9 protein-coding genes, 9 tRNA genes and 5 rRNA genes (1 of these 23 only partly in view) are annotated in these 15,496 nt (G+C 49.2%); all 23 read right to left on the bottom strand.

Annotated features, from left to right (window positions below; all coding sequences use genetic code 11):
• A 23S ribosomal RNA gene (locus MKX80_RS00570) occupies positions 1 to 170 on the bottom strand (it extends 2,760 nt beyond the left edge of the window).
• A gap of 174 nt (positions 171 to 344) precedes the next feature.
• Positions 345 to 1,894 (bottom strand): 16S ribosomal RNA (locus MKX80_RS00565).
• A 152-nt stretch (positions 1,895 to 2,046) separates the two neighbouring features.
• Positions 2,047 to 2,122: transfer RNA gene (locus MKX80_RS00560), tRNA-Ala, on the bottom strand.
• A gap of 6 nt (positions 2,123 to 2,128) precedes the next feature.
• Positions 2,129 to 2,205 (bottom strand) — tRNA-Pro (locus MKX80_RS00555).
• 8 nt (positions 2,206 to 2,213) lie between these two features.
• Positions 2,214 to 2,290 (bottom strand) — tRNA-Arg (locus tag MKX80_RS00550).
• A gap of 9 nt (positions 2,291 to 2,299) precedes the next feature.
• A tRNA-Leu gene (locus MKX80_RS00545) sits at positions 2,300 to 2,385 on the bottom strand.
• Between the two features lie 9 nt (positions 2,386 to 2,394).
• Positions 2,395 to 2,469 (bottom strand) — tRNA-Gly (locus tag MKX80_RS00540).
• Positions 2,470 to 2,485: 16 nt separating this feature from the next.
• A tRNA-Leu gene (locus MKX80_RS00535) sits at positions 2,486 to 2,568 on the bottom strand.
• A gap of 6 nt (positions 2,569 to 2,574) precedes the next feature.
• Positions 2,575 to 2,650 (bottom strand) — tRNA-Lys (locus tag MKX80_RS00530).
• A gap of 35 nt (positions 2,651 to 2,685) precedes the next feature.
• Positions 2,686 to 2,761: transfer RNA gene (locus MKX80_RS00525), tRNA-Thr, on the bottom strand.
• A gap of 21 nt (positions 2,762 to 2,782) precedes the next feature.
• Positions 2,783 to 2,858: transfer RNA gene (locus MKX80_RS00520), tRNA-Val, on the bottom strand.
• A gap of 20 nt (positions 2,859 to 2,878) precedes the next feature.
• Positions 2,879 to 2,994: ribosomal RNA gene (rrf, locus tag MKX80_RS00515) — 5S ribosomal RNA — on the bottom strand.
• Positions 2,995 to 3,050: 56 nt separating this feature from the next.
• A 23S ribosomal RNA gene (locus MKX80_RS00510) occupies positions 3,051 to 5,980 on the bottom strand.
• A 174-nt stretch (positions 5,981 to 6,154) separates the two neighbouring features.
• A 16S ribosomal RNA gene (locus MKX80_RS00505) occupies positions 6,155 to 7,704 on the bottom strand.
• Together the 16S, 23S and 5S rRNA genes with 9 tRNA genes alongside form the textbook arrangement of a ribosomal RNA operon.
• A 296-nt stretch (positions 7,705 to 8,000) precedes the next feature.
• Positions 8,001 to 9,500 carry a lysine--tRNA ligase gene (lysS, locus tag MKX80_RS00500; protein ID WP_154994048.1) on the bottom strand — a complete coding sequence of 500 codons (1,500 nt, stop codon included), beginning with the start codon at positions 9,498 to 9,500 and terminating at the stop codon, positions 8,001 to 8,003.
• Positions 9,501 to 9,584: 84 nt separating this feature from the next.
• On the bottom strand, positions 9,585 to 10,586 hold the full coding sequence (dusB, locus tag MKX80_RS00495) for a tRNA dihydrouridine synthase DusB (RefSeq protein WP_043926201.1): 1,002 nt from the start codon (positions 10,584 to 10,586) through the stop codon (positions 9,585 to 9,587).
• Between the two features lie 16 nt (positions 10,587 to 10,602).
• Complete coding sequence (locus MKX80_RS00490; protein ID WP_003178262.1) at positions 10,603 to 10,812, bottom strand: helix-turn-helix transcriptional regulator; 210 nt, start codon at positions 10,810 to 10,812, stop codon at positions 10,603 to 10,605.
• Positions 10,764 to 11,264: a 2-amino-4-hydroxy-6-hydroxymethyldihydropteridine diphosphokinase gene (gene folK / locus MKX80_RS00485; protein WP_154994041.1), complete on the bottom strand. Its 501-nt coding sequence runs from the start codon at positions 11,262 to 11,264 to the stop codon at positions 10,764 to 10,766. The genes MKX80_RS00490 and folK overlap by 49 nt, the downstream gene beginning before the upstream one ends.
• On the bottom strand, positions 11,261 to 11,623 hold the full coding sequence (gene folB / locus MKX80_RS00480; RefSeq protein WP_339228520.1) for a dihydroneopterin aldolase: 363 nt from the start codon (positions 11,621 to 11,623) through the stop codon (positions 11,261 to 11,263). Before folB ends, folK begins: the two co-directional genes overlap by 4 nt.
• Entirely contained in the window at positions 11,616 to 12,473 is an 858-nt protein-coding gene (gene folP / locus MKX80_RS00475; protein WP_268294292.1) for a dihydropteroate synthase, read from the bottom strand. Before folP ends, folB begins: the two co-directional genes overlap by 8 nt.
• 17 nt (positions 12,474 to 12,490) lie before the next feature.
• Positions 12,491 to 13,348 (bottom strand): aminodeoxychorismate lyase, encoded by an 858-nt coding sequence (gene pabC, locus MKX80_RS00470; RefSeq protein ID WP_154994045.1) that lies wholly within the window; start codon positions 13,346 to 13,348, stop codon positions 12,491 to 12,493.
• On the bottom strand, positions 13,345 to 13,929 hold the full coding sequence (gene pabA, locus MKX80_RS00465) for an aminodeoxychorismate/anthranilate synthase component II (RefSeq protein WP_154994046.1): 585 nt from the start codon (positions 13,927 to 13,929) through the stop codon (positions 13,345 to 13,347). The genes pabC and pabA overlap by 4 nt, the downstream gene beginning before the upstream one ends.
• Positions 13,926 to 15,356 carry an anthranilate synthase component I family protein gene (locus MKX80_RS00460; protein WP_268299924.1) on the bottom strand — a complete coding sequence of 477 codons (1,431 nt, stop codon included), beginning with the start codon at positions 15,354 to 15,356 and terminating at the stop codon, positions 13,926 to 13,928. Before MKX80_RS00460 ends, pabA begins: the two co-directional genes overlap by 4 nt.
• Positions 15,357 to 15,496: the final 140 nt, after the last annotated feature.

Here is a 15,496-nt window from a genome sequence, read left to right as displayed (position 1 = left end):
CCTATGAATTCAGATATGGATACTGCTCCATTACGAGCAGTGGGTTTCCCCATTCGGAAATCTCCGGATCAAAGCTTGCTTACAGCTCCCCGAAGCATATCGGTGTTCGTCCCGTCCTTCATCGGCTCCTAGTGCCAAGGCATCCACCGTGCGCCCTTTCTAACTTAACCGTTAAAAAGAATCACTACGTGATATCTTGCATTACAATTGAATGTGAATGTCTACTTTCGTTATCTAGTTTTCAAAGAACACGCTTTGAAGGAATGATCCTTCAAAACTAAACAAGATCTAAACGCACCTGTCTATAAGACCGCAAGGTCTTATATTCCGTATAATATCCTTAGAAAGGAGGTGATCCAGCCGCACCTTCCGATACGGCTACCTTGTTACGACTTCACCCCAATCATCTGTCCCACCTTCGGCGGCTGGCTCCAAAAGGTTACCTCACCGACTTCGGGTGTTACAAACTCTCGTGGTGTGACGGGCGGTGTGTACAAGGCCCGGGAACGTATTCACCGCGGCATGCTGATCCGCGATTACTAGCGATTCCAGCTTCACGCAGTCGAGTTGCAGACTGCGATCCGAACTGAGAACAGATTTGTGGGATTGGCTTAGCCTCGCGGCTTCGCTGCCCTTTGTTCTGCCCATTGTAGCACGTGTGTAGCCCAGGTCATAAGGGGCATGATGATTTGACGTCATCCCCACCTTCCTCCGGTTTGTCACCGGCAGTCACCTTAGAGTGCCCAACTGAATGCTGGCAACTAAGATCAAGGGTTGCGCTCGTTGCGGGACTTAACCCAACATCTCACGACACGAGCTGACGACAACCATGCACCACCTGTCACTCTGCCCCCGAAGGGGAAGCCCTATCTCTAGGGTTGTCAGAGGATGTCAAGACCTGGTAAGGTTCTTCGCGTTGCTTCGAATTAAACCACATGCTCCACCGCTTGTGCGGGCCCCCGTCAATTCCTTTGAGTTTCAGTCTTGCGACCGTACTCCCCAGGCGGAGTGCTTAATGCGTTTGCTGCAGCACTAAAGGGCGGAAACCCTCTAACACTTAGCACTCATCGTTTACGGCGTGGACTACCAGGGTATCTAATCCTGTTCGCTCCCCACGCTTTCGCGCCTCAGCGTCAGTTACAGACCAGAGAGTCGCCTTCGCCACTGGTGTTCCTCCACATCTCTACGCATTTCACCGCTACACGTGGAATTCCACTCTCCTCTTCTGCACTCAAGTTCCCCAGTTTCCAATGACCCTCCCCGGTTGAGCCGGGGGCTTTCACATCAGACTTAAGAAACCGCCTGCGCGCGCTTTACGCCCAATAATTCCGGACAACGCTTGCCACCTACGTATTACCGCGGCTGCTGGCACGTAGTTAGCCGTGGCTTTCTGGTTAGGTACCGTCAAGGTACCGCCCTATTCGAACGGTACTTGTTCTTCCCTAACAACAGAGTTTTACGATCCGAAAACCTTCATCACTCACGCGGCGTTGCTCCGTCAGACTTTCGTCCATTGCGGAAGATTCCCTACTGCTGCCTCCCGTAGGAGTCTGGGCCGTGTCTCAGTCCCAGTGTGGCCGATCACCCTCTCAGGTCGGCTACGCATCGTTGCCTTGGTGAGCCGTTACCTCACCAACTAGCTAATGCGCCGCGGGTCCATCTGTAAGTGGTAGCTAAAAGCCACCTTTTATAATTGAACCATGCGGTTCAATCAAGCATCCGGTATTAGCCCCGGTTTCCCGGAGTTATCCCAGTCTTACAGGCAGGTTACCCACGTGTTACTCACCCGTCCGCCGCTGACCTAAGGGAGCAAGCTCCCGTCGGTCCGCTCGACTTGCATGTATTAGGCACGCCGCCAGCGTTCGTCCTGAGCCAGGATCAAACTCTCCATGAAGTTTGATAATGACTACGCACATTCGCATGTGCGATTTATTTAATGAATTAACAGGTACGTTTGTCTTGTTTAGTTTTCAAAGATCATTATTAAAGCAACTCTATTATTATATCTCTTTTAAGATAAATAGTCAAGTGCTTTTTAAAAATAAATGGTGGAGCCTAGCGGGATCGAACCGCTGACCTCCTGCGTGCAAAGCAGGCGCTCTCCCAGCTGAGCTAAGGCCCCGAATAATGGTCGGGAAGACAGGATTCGAACCTGCGACCCCATGGTCCCAAACCATGTGCTCTACCAAGCTGAGCTACTTCCCGTTATATAATGGCGCGCCCGAGAGGAGTCGAACCCCTAACCTTTTGATCCGTAGTCAAACGCTCTATCCAATTGAGCTACGGGCGCATATGTCAATGCCGAGGGCCGGACTTGAACCGGCACGGTAGTCACCTACCGCAGGATTTTAAGTCCTGTGTGTCTGCCAATTCCACCACCCCGGCGTGGATGGTTGGAGCGGAAGACGGGATTCGAACCCGCGACCCCCACCTTGGCAAGGTGGTGTTCTACCACTGAACTACTTCCGCAAATCTTTTTTTATAATGCGGGTGAAGGGACTCGAACCCCCACGCCGTAAAGACACTAGATCCTAAGTCTAGCGCGTCTGCCAATTCCGCCACACCCGCATAAAATGGTGAGCCATGAAGGACTCGAACCTTCGACCCTCTGATTAAAAGTCAGATGCTCTACCAACTGAGCTAATGGCTCTTTAAAAGAGACTTAAATATTATATCATAAAAAAGTGGTGCCGGCAAGAGGACTTGAACCCCCAACCTACTGATTACAAGTCAGTTGCTCTACCAATTGAGCTACACCGGCTTAATCAACAAAATATTATAATGGTGGAGGATGACGGGATCGAACCGCCGACCCTCTGCTTGTAAGGCAGATGCTCTCCCAGCTGAGCTAATCCTCCGTTTGCACTTGCGTGCAACAGCTTGGCGGCGTCCTACTCTCACAGGGGGAAGCCCCCAACTACCATCGGCGCTGAAGAGCTTAACTTCCGTGTTCGGCATGGGAACGGGTGTGACCTCTTCGCTATCGCCACCAAACTAATTGAGAGGTGTTCTCTCAAAACTAGATAACGGTCAGACAATTCACAAATATTTAGGTTAAGTCCTCGATCGATTAGTATCTGTCAGCTCCATGTGTCGCCACACTTCCACCTCAGACCTATCAACCTGATCATCTTTCAGGGATCTTACTTCCTTGCGGAATGGGAAATCTCATCTTGAGGGGGGCTTCATGCTTAGATGCTTTCAGCACTTATCCCGTCCGCACATAGCTACCCAGCGATGCCCTTGGCAGAACAACTGGTACACCAGCGGTGCGTCCATCCCGGTCCTCTCGTACTAAGGACAGCTCCTCTCAAATTTCCTGCGCCCGCGACGGATAGGGACCGAACTGTCTCACGACGTTCTGAACCCAGCTCGCGTACCGCTTTAATGGGCGAACAGCCCAACCCTTGGGACCGACTACAGCCCCAGGATGCGATGAGCCGACATCGAGGTGCCAAACCTCCCCGTCGATGTGGACTCTTGGGGGAGATAAGCCTGTTATCCCCGGGGTAGCTTTTATCCGTTGAGCGATGGCCCTTCCATGCGGAACCACCGGATCACTAAGCCCGACTTTCGTCCCTGCTCGACTTGTAGGTCTCGCAGTCAAGCTCCCTTGTGCCTTTACACTCTGCGAATGATTTCCAACCATTCTGAGGGAACCTTTGGGCGCCTCCGTTACCTTTTAGGAGGCGACCGCCCCAGTCAAACTGCCCACCTGACACTGTCTCCCTGCCCGATAAGGGCAGCGGGTTAGAAGGTCAATACAGCCAGGGTAGTATCCCACCGATGCCTCCACCGAAGCTGGCGCTCCGGTTTCCAAGGCTCCTACCTATCCTGTACAAGCTGTACCAACATTCAATATCAGGCTGCAGTAAAGCTCCACGGGGTCTTTCCGTCCTGTCGCGGGTAACCTGCATCTTCACAGGTACTATAATTTCACCGAGTCTCTCGTTGAGACAGTGCCCAGATCGTTGCGCCTTTCGTGCGGGTCGGAACTTACCCGACAAGGAATTTCGCTACCTTAGGACCGTTATAGTTACGGCCGCCGTTTACTGGGGCTTCAATTCGCACCTTCGCATACGCTAAGCGCTCCTCTTAACCTTCCAGCACCGGGCAGGCGTCAGCCCCTATACTTCGCCTTACGGCTTCGCAGAGACCTGTGTTTTTGCTAAACAGTCGCCTGGGCCTATTCACTGCGGCTCTCTCGGGCTTGCACCCTAACAGAGCACCCCTTCTCCCGAAGTTACGGGGTCATTTTGCCGAGTTCCTTAACGAGAGTTCTCTCGATCACCTTAGGATTCTCTCCTCGCCTACCTGTGTCGGTTTGCGGTACGGGCACCTCTCACCTCGCTAGAGGCTTTTCTTGGCAGTGTGGAATCAGGAACTTCGCTACTATATTTCGCTCGCCATCACAGCTCAGCCTTACGGGAAACGGATTTGCCTATTTCCCAGCCTAACTGCTTGGACGCGGATATCCAATACCGCGCTTACCCTATCCTCCTGCGTCCCCCCATTGCTCAAATGGTGAGGAGGTGGTACAGGAATATCAACCTGTTGTCCATCGCCTACGCCTTTCGGCCTCGGCTTAGGTCCCGACTAACCCTGAGCGGACGAGCCTTCCTCAGGAAACCTTAGGCATTCGGTGGAGGGGATTCTCACCCCTCTTTCGCTACTCATACCGGCATTCTCACTTCTAAGCGCTCCACGAGTCCTTCCGGTCTCGCTTCACAGCCCTTAGAACGCTCTCCTACCACTGTTCGTAAGAACAGTCCGCAGCTTCGGTGATACGTTTAGCCCCGGTACATTTTCGGCGCAGAGTCACTCGACCAGTGAGCTATTACGCACTCTTTAAATGGTGGCTGCTTCTAAGCCAACATCCTGGTTGTCTAAGCAACTCCACATCCTTTTCCACTTAACGTATACTTTGGGACCTTAGCTGGCGGTCTGGGCTGTTTCCCTTTCGACTACGGATCTTATCACTCGCAGTCTGACTCCCAAGGATAAGTCTTTGGCATTCGGAGTTTGACTGAATTCGGTAACCCGGTAGGGGCCCCTAGTCCAATCAGTGCTCTACCTCCAAGACTCTTACCTTGAGGCTAGCCCTAAAGCTATTTCGGAGAGAACCAGCTATCTCCAGGTTCGATTGGCATTTCACCCCTACCCACACCTCATCCCCGCACTTTTCAACGTGCGTGGGTTCGGGCCTCCATTCAGTGTTACCTGAACTTCACCCTGGACATGGGTAGATCACCTGGTTTCGGGTCTACGACCACGTACTCATGCGCCCTATTCAGACTCGCTTTCGCTGCGGCTCCGTCTTTTCAAACTTAACCTTGCACGGGATCGTAACTCGCCGGTTCATTCTACAAAAGGCACGCCATCACCCGTTAACGGGCTCTGACTACTTGTAGGCACACGGTTTCAGGATCTCTTTCACTCCCCTTCCGGGGTGCTTTTCACCTTTCCCTCACGGTACTGGTTCACTATCGGTCACTAGGGAGTATTTAGCCTTGGGAGATGGTCCTCCCGGATTCCGACGGAATTTCACGTGTTCCGCCGTACTCAGGATCCACTCAGGAGAGAACGAAGTTTTGACTACAGGGCTGTTACCTCCTATGGCGGGCCTTTCCAGACCTCTTCATCTACCTCGTTCTTTTGTAACTCCGTACAGAGTGTCCTACAACCCCAAGAGGCAAGCCTCTTGGTTTGGGCTAATCCCGTTTCGCTCGCCGCTACTCAGGGAATCGCATTTGCTTTCTCTTCCTCCGGGTACTTAGATGTTTCAGTTCCCCGGGTCTGCCTTCTCATATCCTATGAATTCAGATATGGATACTGCTCCATTACGAGCAGTGGGTTTCCCCATTCGGAAATCTCCGGATCAAAGCTTGCTTACAGCTCCCCGAAGCATATCGGTGTTCGTCCCGTCCTTCATCGGCTCCTAGTGCCAAGGCATCCACCGTGCGCCCTTTCTAACTTAACCGTTAAAAAGAATCACTACGTGATATCTTGCATTACAATTGAATGTGAATGTCTACTTTCGTTATCTAGTTTTCAAAGAACACGCTTTGAAGGAATGATCCTTCAAAACTAAACAAGATCTAAACGCACCTGTCTATAAGACCGCAAGGTCTTATATTCCGTATAATATCCTTAGAAAGGAGGTGATCCAGCCGCACCTTCCGATACGGCTACCTTGTTACGACTTCACCCCAATCATCTGTCCCACCTTCGGCGGCTGGCTCCAAAAGGTTACCTCACCGACTTCGGGTGTTACAAACTCTCGTGGTGTGACGGGCGGTGTGTACAAGGCCCGGGAACGTATTCACCGCGGCATGCTGATCCGCGATTACTAGCGATTCCAGCTTCACGCAGTCGAGTTGCAGACTGCGATCCGAACTGAGAACAGATTTGTGGGATTGGCTTAGCCTCGCGGCTTCGCTGCCCTTTGTTCTGCCCATTGTAGCACGTGTGTAGCCCAGGTCATAAGGGGCATGATGATTTGACGTCATCCCCACCTTCCTCCGGTTTGTCACCGGCAGTCACCTTAGAGTGCCCAACTGAATGCTGGCAACTAAGATCAAGGGTTGCGCTCGTTGCGGGACTTAACCCAACATCTCACGACACGAGCTGACGACAACCATGCACCACCTGTCACTCTGCCCCCGAAGGGGAAGCCCTATCTCTAGGGTTGTCAGAGGATGTCAAGACCTGGTAAGGTTCTTCGCGTTGCTTCGAATTAAACCACATGCTCCACCGCTTGTGCGGGCCCCCGTCAATTCCTTTGAGTTTCAGTCTTGCGACCGTACTCCCCAGGCGGAGTGCTTAATGCGTTTGCTGCAGCACTAAAGGGCGGAAACCCTCTAACACTTAGCACTCATCGTTTACGGCGTGGACTACCAGGGTATCTAATCCTGTTCGCTCCCCACGCTTTCGCGCCTCAGCGTCAGTTACAGACCAGAGAGTCGCCTTCGCCACTGGTGTTCCTCCACATCTCTACGCATTTCACCGCTACACGTGGAATTCCACTCTCCTCTTCTGCACTCAAGTTCCCCAGTTTCCAATGACCCTCCCCGGTTGAGCCGGGGGCTTTCACATCAGACTTAAGAAACCGCCTGCGCGCGCTTTACGCCCAATAATTCCGGACAACGCTTGCCACCTACGTATTACCGCGGCTGCTGGCACGTAGTTAGCCGTGGCTTTCTGGTTAGGTACCGTCAAGGTACCGCCCTATTCGAACGGTACTTGTTCTTCCCTAACAACAGAGTTTTACGATCCGAAAACCTTCATCACTCACGCGGCGTTGCTCCGTCAGACTTTCGTCCATTGCGGAAGATTCCCTACTGCTGCCTCCCGTAGGAGTCTGGGCCGTGTCTCAGTCCCAGTGTGGCCGATCACCCTCTCAGGTCGGCTACGCATCGTTGCCTTGGTGAGCCGTTACCTCACCAACTAGCTAATGCGCCGCGGGTCCATCTGTAAGTGGTAGCTAAAAGCCACCTTTTATAATTGAACCATGCGGTTCAATCAAGCATCCGGTATTAGCCCCGGTTTCCCGGAGTTATCCCAGTCTTACAGGCAGGTTACCCACGTGTTACTCACCCGTCCGCCGCTGACCTAAGGGAGCAAGCTCCCGTCGGTCCGCTCGACTTGCATGTATTAGGCACGCCGCCAGCGTTCGTCCTGAGCCAGGATCAAACTCTCCATGAAGTTTGATAATGACTACGCACATTCGCATGTGCGATTTATTTAATGAATTAACAGGTACGTTTGTCTTGTTTAGTTTTCAAAGATCATTATTAAAGCGACTTTTATATTATATCCAATCTCGGATATAAAGTCAAGAACTTTTTTTGAAGTTCTTTTTTTCTTTCGCCGCCGTTTTGCGGCAACGAATAATAATATACCACCGTATTTATGATTGTGCAATACTTTTTTGAGAAAAAATTTAATTTGTTTTAAATGGGCAGCAGCCGCGTAACAAGCGGCTGCTGCCCGAAAGTTATTTAACGATGTCTCATTTGCGGGAATAGTAAAACGTCCCTGATTGAAGGAGAATTCGTCAAAAGCATGATCAGTCTGTCGATGCCGATTCCAAGACCGCCGGTAGGAGGCATTCCGTACTCCAGCGCTTCGACAAAGTCTTCATCCATCATATGCGCTTCATCGTTTCCTTCTTCACGTTCTTTTAATTGCGCTTCAAAGCGTTCTTTTTGGTCGATAGGATCATTTAATTCAGTAAATGCATTCGCGTGCTCACGACCTACGATAAACAGCTCAAAACGGTCCGTAAATCGAGGGTCTTCAGGATTTTTCTTAGCAAGCGGAGAAATTTCCACAGGGTGTCCGTATATAAAAGTAGGCTGAATCAACGTTTCTTCAACTTTTTGCTCGAAGAATTCATTAATGATATGTCCTACTGACATGCTTTCAGAAATTTCAATTCCGTGTTCTTTGGCAAATGCTCTTGCTTCTTCTACCGATACTTCTTTCCAGAAGTCTACACCGGTAGCTTCTTTAACAGCATCGACCATATGCAGTCTCTTCCATTCAGGCTTGAGGTCGACTTCATAATCTCCGTATTGAACAGTCGTAGTGCCGAGCACTTCTTGTGCAATATGAGCAATGAGGTTTTCCGTCAAGCTCATAATATCTTTATAGTCAGCATAAGCTTCGTAAAGTTCGATCATCGTAAATTCAGGATTGTGTCGTGTGGAAACTCCTTCATTTCGGAATACACGTCCGATTTCATAGACTTTTTCCAACCCGCCGACAATCAGCCTTTTCAAGTGGAGCTCGATAGCGATCCTCATATAAAGCGGCATATCAAGCGCATTATGATGTGTAATGAACGGACGGGCAGACGCTCCGCCCGGAATCGCGTGCATTGTAGGCGTTTCAACTTCTAAGTATCCGTGGTCATCTAAGTATCTTCTCATCGATTGAATGATTTTGCTTCGCGTAATAAACGTATTTTTGCTTTCCGGATTTACGATCAAATCCAAATAACGCTGACGGTAGCGCTGTTCGATGTCTTTTAATCCGTGATATTTATCCGGAAGCGGACGAAGGGCTTTTGTTAATAAATCAAAAGATGTAGCTTTTACAGACAATTCGCCTACATTCGTTTTAAACATGACGCCTGTAACGCCGACGATGTCCCCGAGGTCAGAGCTTTTAAACCATTCGTACTGTTCTTCACCGACACTGTCTTTTCTGACATAGATCTGAATCTGGCCCTTTAAATCCTGAATATGCGCGAATCCCGCTTTCCCTTTTCCGCGCTTTGTCATCATCCGGCCGGCAATCGTTACTTCAATGGCTTTTTCCTCTAATTCTTCTTTTGAGAATTCATTATACGATTCAATGAGTTCAGTTGATTGATGGGTGCGGTCAAAACGCTGTCCAAAAGGATCTTTTCCGCTTTCTCTCAATTGATTCATTTTATCGCGTCTAACTTGCAGCTGGTCGTTTAATTCTTCATGGTTATGCTCTTCATGACTCATCATATATCACTCCGTTACTTTTAGTCTTTCAGGAAAAAAGCAGAAAAACTGCCAGTTAAAACTGGCAGTGAGCAGAGGTCGGATTTATCCTACTTTTGCATCCTGAAGCTCTTTTGCCTCGGCTTCAATCGTAAACGCGTCTAAAAGCTGAACGAGCTCATCTCTCGTTTCGCAATGGTTGATTTCATTCCGGACCTTTGCGTTTCCTCTTATGCCTTTTAGATACCAGGCTGCGTGCTTTCTCATTTCGCGGACCGCAACATTTTCGCCTTTCAGCCCGATTAATCGGTCAAGGTGAAGTTTGCAGACAGACATTTTCTCACGCACTTTCGGCTCATCTTTCAATTCGCCTGTTTCCAAATAGTGAACCGTACGGTAAATCATCCACGGGTTACCCAGCGCTGCACGGCCGATCATGACACCGTCCACCCCTGTTTCATCAAGCATGCGTTTTGCATCTTGCGGAGTTTTGACATCACCGTTTCCGATTACCGGTATTGAAACGGACTGCTTCACTTCTTTGATAATATCCCAGTTCGCCGTTCCTTCGTACATTTGCACGCGAGTCCGTCCGTGAAGTGCGACCGCTTTTCCGCCGGCGCGTTCTACAGCTCTCGCATTCTCAACAGCAAAGATATGGTCTTCATCCCAGCCCATTCTCATTTTGACGGTCACCGGCTTGTCAACAGCCTCCACAACAGCTGAAACCATTTCATAAATTTTATTCGGATCAAGCAGCCATTTGGCTCCTGCATCACATTTTGTGATCTTTGGCACCGGACATCCCATGTTTATATCAATAATATCCGCAGTTGTGTTTTGGTCAACAAACTTCGCCGCTTCGACAAGCGTTTCTTTTTCGCCGCCGAAGATCTGCAGGCTGAGCGGTTTTTCACGTTCATCGATATAAAGCATTCCCATCGTTTTCGCATTATTGTAAAGGATCGCTTTATCGCTGACCATTTCTGCGCAGACCAAACCCGCTCCGAATTCCTTAACCGTCAAGCGGAAGGCGGAGTTGCAGACACCGGCCATCGGCGCAAGCACAACCCTGTTTTTTAATTCTATATCACCGATTTTAAACATTTTTAGTCCTCCTTTCTTATTCTTCTGATGGAGATAATTCCTCCACTGTTATATTTAAAGTATTGGCTACATCCCTGAGCATGCTTTCCGTCGGCATACGATTCCCGCGTTCTACTTCACCAAGCACAGAAACGGAAATACCTAATGCTTTGGCAAACCCTTCTTGAGTATAACCCTTCAGCTTTCGATATGCACGAATTCGTCTACCCCAGATTTCTGCTTCCATACTCTTACACCTTCTTGATTTTTCGCATGATTGACAGCTCCCTCAAGATCCGGATAAATTTCCAGCAGCGGGACGAGTACAAACAAACGTTCATGCATTCTAGGATGAGGAACGATAAGTTGCTCTGTCTCAATATTTTCACGATTATACAACAAAATGTCAAGGTCTGCAGTCCTCGGCCCCCATCTGATGTCGCGTTTGCGGCCGAGTTCTTTTTCAATGCGCTGAGTCAAATCAAGCAATTCAAACGGTGAAAGAGACGTTTTAATGGCTGCAGCCATGTTTAAAAATAGATCTTGGTCTGTATACCCGACAGGATCAGTTTCGTAAATCGACGAGATGTCCGTCACCTGTACAGACGGATGGTGATGGAGGAGAGAGACGGCTTTTTTTAAATATTCTTCCCGCCGGCCGATATTGGAGCCAAGCGCTATATATGCCGTGTTATTCATTTTCGCTTTCTCGTCATCTCGATGGCCACCGATTTATAGTGCCCCGGTATAGGAGGATCAGGCTTGACGACTTTGACCGTACATTCCTGAACCGCTTCAAACTTCTCCAGCACTTTTGCGGCAATCGTTTCCGTGAGGGTCTCCACAAGGTTGACCGGCTCTCCCTCCATAACCTCTTTGCACAGCTTATACAGTTCTGCATAATTAATGGTGGCATTAATATTATCCGTTTTCCCCGCTTCACTTAAGTCTAGAAAGGCTGTCAGATCAACGCGGAATCTTTGGCCAAGTTTGTTTTCTTCTTTGAAAACACCGTGATATCCGTAAAACTCCATGCCCTCTACATGCACTTTATCGATGATAAACGCCTCCTTTATCAATCATGGCATCCATCATTTTTGCCATCCTGGAGATTTGCTTGACGTCATGCACCCTGACGATATCGCATCCCTTTTGAATACCGAGGCATACTGTCGCCCCCGTACCTTCCGCCCTCTCCTCAGGCGGCAGATCCAGGACGCGGCCGATAAATTTTTTGCGTGACGTCCCCAATAAAACCGGGTATCCGAGTTCACTGAATTTCTCGAGCTGATTCATGACCGCCAAATTGTCTTGATACGTTTTGGCAAATCCGATACCGGGATCAAGTACGATGTGATGATCTTGAACGCCTGCTGATTTTGCAATGCTCACACATTCCATCAAATCAGACAGCATGTCCGGGATCAAGTCCTTATAATTCCGTTCCTCGCGGTTATGCATCAAGATAATCGGCACATTATGAGCGGCCGCAACCCGGGCCATGTCAGGGTCTGCTTTTGCTCCCCAGACATCATTAATGATCACTGCACCAGCCTTAAGGGCTTCATCCGCCACTTTTGCTTTATATGTGTCGACGGAAATCGGGACGTCGATTTCCTGAACGAGTTTTTCAATTACAGGTATGACCCTTGACAGCTCCTCATCGAGAGAAACCTTTTCCGCCCCCGGCCTCGTCGATTCTCCTCCGATATCAAGGATATGGGCGCCGTCTTCGATCATTTGTTTTGCATGAATGACGGCGCGGTCGATGTTGTTATATTTTCCGCCGTCTGAAAAAGAATCGGGCGTCACATTTAAAATGCCCATGATCAATGTTTTATCTTCATAAGACAACGTGTATTGCTTTGCGATCAGCTGCTTTGAACGCACCGCTGTTTGAAGCGCCATATCCTTCACCCTTTAATTCAAATATAGTCTTTCGCTGCTTTTCTATCGTTAGTGTATGCCTCTTGCAGACGTTTCGACAAATTTCCATCCTTTCCCGGAAATTCAGTCATGCCGATTCTCCGGAATGGAACGATTTCCTGAACGGAATTGGTCATCCATGCTTCGTCCGCAAAGAGAAGCTCCTCCAGACGGTATACCCCCTGTATGACTTCGATTCCCATATCTCCAAGGCGCTCGATGACATATCGCCGTGTGACGCCGCCTAATATGCCGGTATCAAGAGAAGGTGTATACACACATCCGTCTTTTTTCCAAAAAATGTTGGAAACGATTCCTTCGGCTACAGCTCCGCCTTCGGTAAGAAAAATCCCTTCTTTGGCAGCGTCGTGTCCGAGCTCCCTTTTTCCGTACAAATTATTTAAAAAGTGATGCGATTTCAAGCGGAACGGACCCTCTGGCGTATTGCGGCGGACCTGTAAGATGACGCCCTCCTTTTCAGCCGGAACGGATGCAGGCTGAAAAGGATTCATCATCACCATGACACCGGGGTTTTTGTATACTTCAGGAAAAAGGCCTGATTCGCCGGGGCCGGCAGATATATTTAGCCGGACCTTGGCATCCAGACTCGGCGGCTGATTCAACTGAAGCAGCCTGTCAAGAATGGCAAGCACTTCGCTTTTTGTCAGCTCAAGTTCAATTTTCAGCTGTTCCAAAGCGCTGTACAGTCTGTCCATATGCCAGTCTAAAAGGAAAGGCTTTCCTTCATAAAGGCGGAACGTTTCAAATACTCCGATTCCGTATAAAAAACCATGGTCAAAAGGAGAAAGCCTTGCTTCTTCCTCCTTCACATATTGACCGTTCAGGTAAATGATCATGCGTTCACTTTCTTTCGGTAAGTCTCAATAAAATTCTTCAGCATCTCCTTTCCGGAGGCGGTCATAATTGACTCCGGATGGAACTGAACGCCTTCAACCGGCAGTTCTTTATGCCTGATGGCCATAATCTCCCCTTCTTCCGTCCAAGCCGATGTCACAAAACAATCGGGCAGCGTATCCGGTTTGACGATCAAAGAATGGTACCTCGTGGCCGTGAGCGGATGTTCCAAGCCTTTAAAAACCGTCAACCCGTCGTGCGAAATCTCGGAAGTTTTCCCATGCATTAACCGTTCCGCCCTGACGACGTCGCCTCCGAAAACCTGGGCGATCGACTGGTGACCGAGACAGACCCCGAAAATCGGTATCTTCCCGGCAAAATGGCGGATTGCTTCAAGGCTGATTCCGGCCTCATCCGGACTGCAAGGTCCAGGAGAAATCATCAAAAAGTCAGGCGACATATCCTCTATTTCCTGAAGTGTGATCTCATCGTTCCGCTTGACGACCAACTCCTCGCCAAGCTCGCCTAAATACTGAACCAAGTTGTACGTAAACGAATCGTAATTGTCGATCATTAGAATCATATCTCAGCTCTCCTCTGCTCTTTTTTCTCTTCTTCACTCAACTGCAGCGCTTTTTTCATCGCCAGGGCCTTTTTAATTGACTCTTTATATTCATGCTTAGGGTTGGAATCGATGACGATTCCCGCTCCCGACTGCATGAACGCCTGGCCCGCTTTCACATAAATCGTTCGGATGACGATATTAAAGTGCATATCCTGATTATATCCGAACCACCCTATAGAACCAGTATAAAGCCCCCGCCTCGTCGGCTCAAGCTCCTCAATAATTTCCATCGTTCTGACTTTCGGCGCTCCGGTGATCGTACCGCCGGGAAACACGGCATGGATGACATCCACGGCACCACATTCGTCCCTTAGTTCACCGCACACATTTGAGACGATATGCATGACGTGGGAATACTTCTCAATCACCATGAATTCATCGACCCGGACCGAACCGTACTTGGAGACCCTGCCGAGGTCATTACGCTCTAAATCAACGAGCATCACATGTTCGGCGCGCTCTTTTTCATTCATGATCAATTCGTTCGCGAGCGCTTCATCCTCCGCTTCATCCGCTCCGCGGGATCTTGTCCCGGCAATCGGCCTTGTTTCAAGCCTGCTGCCCTTTTTCTTAATGAGCAGTTCAGGCGACCCGCAGATGATTTGAAAATCCGGGGCTTCCAAGTAGGCCATGTACGGCGAAGGGTTGATTTCTCTTAATATCTTGTATACCTCATAAGGCGGCGCAGAAAGGCGCTCCGATTGGCGAACGGAAAGGTTCACCTGAAATACGTCACCGCTTGCGATGTATTGTTTCACTTTCTCAACGGCCTGAGAAAAGCTGTCTTCTGTAAATGAGGCCGCGAATGACGGGCTTTTATTATCATTTGGTTGATGACCGCCTGCGGTCTTCGGATGTTCCGTCTTCCACATTTGCTCAAGTCTGTCCAATTTCTCTTCCGCAGCGGCCGGCGTTTCTTCATCGGTGTGGGTAATCACCCAAAGCTGCTGCTGCTTATGGTCATAGACGGCTATATCATCAAATACGAGAAAGAATAAATCCGGCGTTTGCAGATCATCGATAGACAGGATTTTGAATTTCTCAATATACCGGGCATAGTCATAGCTTAGAAAACCGACAGCCCCGCCCTGAAAGTCGGGAAAATCTGCAACCGTCTCCGTTTTCAGCGTTTCAAACCACTGAGAAAACTGCTGAAACGGATCCCCCTCTTTAAATATGATGTCTCCTTTATATTGAATCGTCGTGATGCCGTCTTTCCCTTTCGCTATTGCGACAGGGTCGAGCCCGGCTATGCTGTATTCTCCGCCTCTCGCGCTTTCCAGCAGAACGTGGTGTTCTTTTCCTTTCGAAAGGCTTTCATATTGCTGCAAAAACCGTTGATTGGAAAATGGGAACGCTCTGGCTACAGGCCTTCGTTGTCTCATCGTATCATTCCTCTGCCGTTAGTCTAATGTCCTTATTGTAATGCATATCTTTTTTCTAGGAAAAGAGAATTTCATTTCCAATATAGAAAAAAGTCCTTGAGCATGTTCACTCAAGGACACCGAGTTTTTAAAAGGGATGC

The organism is Bacillus sp. FSL K6-0972 (assembly GCF_037976035.1).
Taxonomy (GTDB): domain Bacteria; phylum Bacillota; class Bacilli; order Bacillales; family Bacillaceae; genus Bacillus; species Bacillus haynesii.
The sequence above is the reverse complement of the archived record's forward strand: the minus strand, read 5'-3'. Positions and strand labels throughout refer to the sequence as shown.

Excerpts from the sequence above, each read along its gene's own strand:
- pabA (WP_154994046.1), bottom strand. The coding sequence starts at position 13,929 with ATGATTCTAATGATCGACAATTACGATTCGTTTACGTACAACTTGGTT.
- dusB (WP_043926201.1), bottom strand. The coding sequence starts at position 10,586 with ATGTTTAAAATCGGTGATATAGAATTAAAAAACAGGGTTGTGCTTGCG.
- folK (WP_154994041.1), bottom strand. The coding sequence starts at position 11,264 with ATGAATAACACGGCATATATAGCGCTTGGCTCCAATATCGGCCGGCGG.
- lysS (WP_154994048.1), bottom strand. The coding sequence starts at position 9,500 with ATGAGTCATGAAGAGCATAACCATGAAGAATTAAACGACCAGCTGCAA.
- MKX80_RS00490 (WP_003178262.1), bottom strand. The coding sequence starts at position 10,812 with ATGGAAGCAGAAATCTGGGGTAGACGAATTCGTGCATATCGAAAGCTG.
- folP (WP_268294292.1), bottom strand. The coding sequence starts at position 12,473 with ATGGCGCTTCAAACAGCGGTGCGTTCAAAGCAGCTGATCGCAAAGCAA.
- MKX80_RS00460 (WP_268299924.1), bottom strand. The coding sequence starts at position 15,356 with ATGAGACAACGAAGGCCTGTAGCCAGAGCGTTCCCATTTTCCAATCAA.
- pabC (WP_154994045.1), bottom strand. The coding sequence starts at position 13,348 with ATGATCATTTACCTGAACGGTCAATATGTGAAGGAGGAAGAAGCAAGG.